The organism is Streptomyces sp. MK37H, assembly GCF_018035285.1.
GTDB classification, from domain to species: domain Bacteria; phylum Actinomycetota; class Actinomycetes; order Streptomycetales; family Streptomycetaceae; genus Streptomyces; species Streptomyces endocoffeicus.
Genome location: NZ_JAAAYH010000643.1, coordinates 1 through 3,568 on the forward strand (window position 1 = coordinate 1; position 3,568 = coordinate 3,568).

Genomic DNA, 3,568 nt, shown 5'->3' on the forward strand with positions numbered 1-3,568 from the left:
GCGAAGCCCGATCCAGGGCCTGAGGCAAAGCCCGATCCGAGGCCTGGAGCGAAGCCCGAACCGAGGCCTGAGGCAAAGCCCGATCCGGGACCTGGAGCGAAGCCCGAACCGGGGCCTTGGGGCGAAGCCCGATCCGGGACCTGGAGCGAAGCCCGATCCGGGCCTGAGGCAAAGCCCGATCCGAGGCCTGGAGCGAAGCCCGAACCGAGGCCTGGGGCGGAGCCCGATACGGGGTCTGGGGCGGAGCCCCGGTTTCGGGAAGGGACGGGGAGGGGAATAGCCCGCCGCAGGCGCCAGGCCCGCCGGACACCCCCTGAGCCACCCCTAAGCCCGGCCATGCGCCCGCTGGGCCCGACGGGAGAGCGAATCGATCACGACGGCCAGCAGCAGCACCCCACCAGTGATCATGAACTGGACGGCGGTCTGGATGTCCATCAACGCCACGCCCGAGGCGATCGACTGAATGACCAGCACGCCCAGCAGAGCGGACCACGTGCTGCCGCGGCCGCCAAAGAGGCTCGTGCCGCCGATGACGGCCGCGGCGATGGCGTTCATCAGCAGGTCGGTGGTGACCGACGTCTGGCTGACCGAGTTGATCCGGGAGGCCAGGAACAGGCCGCCGATGGCGGCCATCGTGCTCGACATCATGAACGCCGAGGTCCGCACCCAGGCCACATTGATCCCGGCGCGGCGGGCCGCTTCGACCCCGCCGCCCAGGGCGAAGATCATCCGGCCGTAGGCCGTGCGGCGCAGGACGTAGTCGAGGATGACGAGGACGACCACGAAGATCAGGAGGGCGAGCGGCAACCCCTGGAACTGGTTGAGCACATACGCGGCGGCGAAGGCGAGCACCGCGAGCACCCCCGTGCGAACGGCGATCCAGACCGGGGGACGGGTGGGCACTCCGGCGGCGCGGCGGCGCGTGACGTCGCGCCAGGCGGTCAGGAAGTACCCGGCCGTGCCGAGCGCCGCGACAACGTAGGCGGCGGCGACGTCGGAGAAGTAGTAGTTGGTCAGCTCGGCGACCAGGCCCTGATCGTCGAGGTTGATAGTGCCGTAGGCGCCCATGATGGAGAGCATCAGGCCGTACCACCCCAGCAGTCCGGCGAGGGTGACCACGAACGCGGGGACGCCGACCACCGCCGTGAAGAAGCCGTGGACGAAGCCGACCGCAGTACCGCAGAGGACGCCCAGGATGATGGCGGGTGGTTCGGGCATGCCGAAGTCGACGTTCAACACGGCGAACAGGGCGGAGGCCAGGCCGCTCACCGAGCCCACCGACAGATCGATCTCGCCGATCAGCAGCACGAAGATCACGCCGATCGCGATCATGCCGGTGCCGACGATGTCCACGCTGAGGTTGGAGAGGTTGCGCGGGGAGAGGAAGTGCGGGTTGAGGATTTGAAAGGTGATCCAGATCGCGAGCAGCCCGAGCACGACCGGGACGGCGCCGAACGTACCGCCGCCCACTCGGCGCCCGAACGCGCCGGCGAAGCGATCGGCGCCATGGGCGCTGGATCCGCCGGGGATGCTCACAGCTCCCCCTCCCGCGCCACGCGCCGCGTGACCGCGTTGTCGGACGCGCCGGTGATGGAGGAGACGATCTGCTCCTGGGAGGTGGTGGTGACGTCGAAGAACCCGTTGTTACGGCCCAGCCGCAGCACCGCGACCCAGTCCGCGACGGCCTTGACGTCGCCCAGGTTGTGGCTGATCAGCAGCACCCCGAGCCCGCGGTCACGGAGCCGTTCCACCAGATCCAGAACCTGGGCGGTCTGCTCGATGCCGAGGGCGGCGGTGGGCTCGTCCAGCATCACCAGGCTCGGTTCGCCCAGCAGCGCCCGGGAGATGGCGACGGTCTGCCGCTGGCCTCCGGAGAGGGACGCGACGGGCCTGCGGACGTCGGGAATGCGGATGGAGAGGGTGGCCAGCAGATCGCGGGTGCGGCGCTCCATCTCCACCTCGTCCAGGACGCCGATCCGGGTGATCTCGCGGCCGAGGAAGAGATTGCCGACGACGTCGAGGTTGTCGCAGAGCGCGAGATCCTGGTAGACGGTGGCGATCCCCAGGTGCTGGGCGTCGTGCGGGCGGCCGATGTGGATGGGGCGACCCTGCCATTCGAGGGTGCCCGTGTCGGCCGGTTCGACGCCCGCGATCACCTTGACCAGGGTGGACTTCCCCGCGCCGTTGTCGCCCACGAGGGCGATGACCTCACCGGCGTGGATCTCCAGCTCGACGTCCGTGAGCGCCTGGACCGCGCCGAAGCGCTTGAAGACGCCACTCAGCGCCAGCAGGGGCGGGGCCGACGGTCGGGCCATCCGCGCCTCCCTTCATTCCGCGTCGTGCGGTGAGCCGTCCCGGTCGATGAGCCCGGCCTTGCGGCAGTCATCCGCGTACTTCTTGGTGCATATCTGATCGACGCGATACAGACCGTCCTTGATGACGGTGCTCTTGATGTTGTGCACGGTGACAGCCACCGGCTCGAGCAGTACCGCGGGGATGTCACGGGCGCTGGCGCTGTTGACCCGCTGCTTGGTGATCTTGCTGAGCGACTGGCCGCGTCCCACCGCGATGGCCATCTCCGCGGCGGTGTACGCCTCGGGCTTGAACGGCTTGTAGACGGTCATGTACTGGTCGCCCGCGAGGATCCGCTGAATGCCCGCGACCTCGGCATCCTGGCCGGTGACCGGGGGGATCGGATGGATCCGGGCCGCCTTGAGGGCGGTGATGACGCCCGAGGCCAGGCCGTCGTTGGCGGCGAGGACGCCGTCGATGCCGTAGGGACCCAGGGCGGCGATGGCGGCGGACATGTTGCGGTTGGCGTTCTCCGGGCGCCAGCCGACGGTCTCGTAGGACTTGGCGATCTTGACCTTGCCCCGGAGCACGGACCGCGCGCCCCGCTCGAACCAGCCCGCGTTGGGGTCGGTGTACGAGCCGTTCATCATGACGATCTGGCTGCTCCTGGCCTTCGGGCCGAGGGCCCTCAGCAGCGCCTCGCCCTGGAGCCTGCCGACGCTTCCGCCGTCGAAGGAGACATAGCCGGAGATGGGCCCCTCCGCGATACGGTCGTAGGCGATGATCGGGACATGGGCGCGGTGGGCCTGGACCACGGAGTGACGGACGGCCTTGGTGTCCACCGCGTCCAGGATGAGCACATCGATCCCGTTGGTGATCATGGCTTCGATCTGGAAGCGCTGGGCGGCCGGATCGTGCTGGGCGCTGGAGTAGCTCATCGTGCAGCGCGGGCACAGCTCCTTGACCCGCTGCTGGATCAGGGGCCTGTCGAAGCGCTCGAAACGGACGATCTCGTTCTCCGGGAGCAGCAGGCCGATCCGCAGGGACCCGTGGCGGTGGGTCCCGGCCACGCCCATCGTCTGGCCGAGCTGGGCCGCCTTGCCGCAGGCGGCGAGGGACACGGCCAGGACGAGGCCCACCGCGACGGCGACGGCCGCGCGGAGGCGGTCGCGTGTACGGGAGCGCGTACGGGAGCGCGTACGGGAACGCGTCGGGGGATGCGCCCGGGAGCGCGTACGGGAACGGATCACCGCCGGGCGCGCAGGGGAACTGCTCA

3 protein-coding genes are annotated in these 3,568 nt (G+C 69.7%); all 3 read right to left on the reverse strand.

Going from position 1 to position 3,568, the window contains the following annotated elements:
- Nucleotides 1-324: 324 nt before the first annotated feature.
- The 3 genes from GWI24_RS42030 to GWI24_RS42040 are packed head-to-tail and all read right to left on the reverse strand — an operon-like array spanning nt 325 to nt 3,431.
- Nucleotides 325-1,536, reverse strand: coding sequence for a sugar ABC transporter permease (locus GWI24_RS42030; RefSeq protein WP_210951282.1), 1,212 nt, complete (start codon nt 1,534-1,536; stop codon nt 325-327).
- The gene (locus tag GWI24_RS42035) at nt 1,533-2,315 is read right to left on the reverse strand and encodes an ATP-binding cassette domain-containing protein (RefSeq protein WP_210951283.1); all 783 of its coding nucleotides are present in this window, start codon (nt 2,313-2,315) and stop codon (nt 1,533-1,535) included. Before GWI24_RS42035 ends, GWI24_RS42030 begins: the two co-directional genes overlap by 4 nt.
- Before the next feature lie 12 nt (nt 2,316-2,327).
- On the reverse strand, nt 2,328-3,431 hold the full coding sequence (locus GWI24_RS42040) for a sugar ABC transporter substrate-binding protein (RefSeq protein ID WP_374103407.1): 1,104 nt from the start codon (nt 3,429-3,431) through the stop codon (nt 2,328-2,330).
- Nucleotides 3,432-3,568 lie beyond the last annotated feature (137 nt).

Bases quoted from the DNA above. Each gene is read 5' to 3' on its own strand.
- GWI24_RS42035 (WP_210951283.1), bottom strand. From the start codon at position 2,315: ATGGCCCGACCGTCGGCCCCGCCCCTGCTGGCGCTGAGTGGCGTCTTC.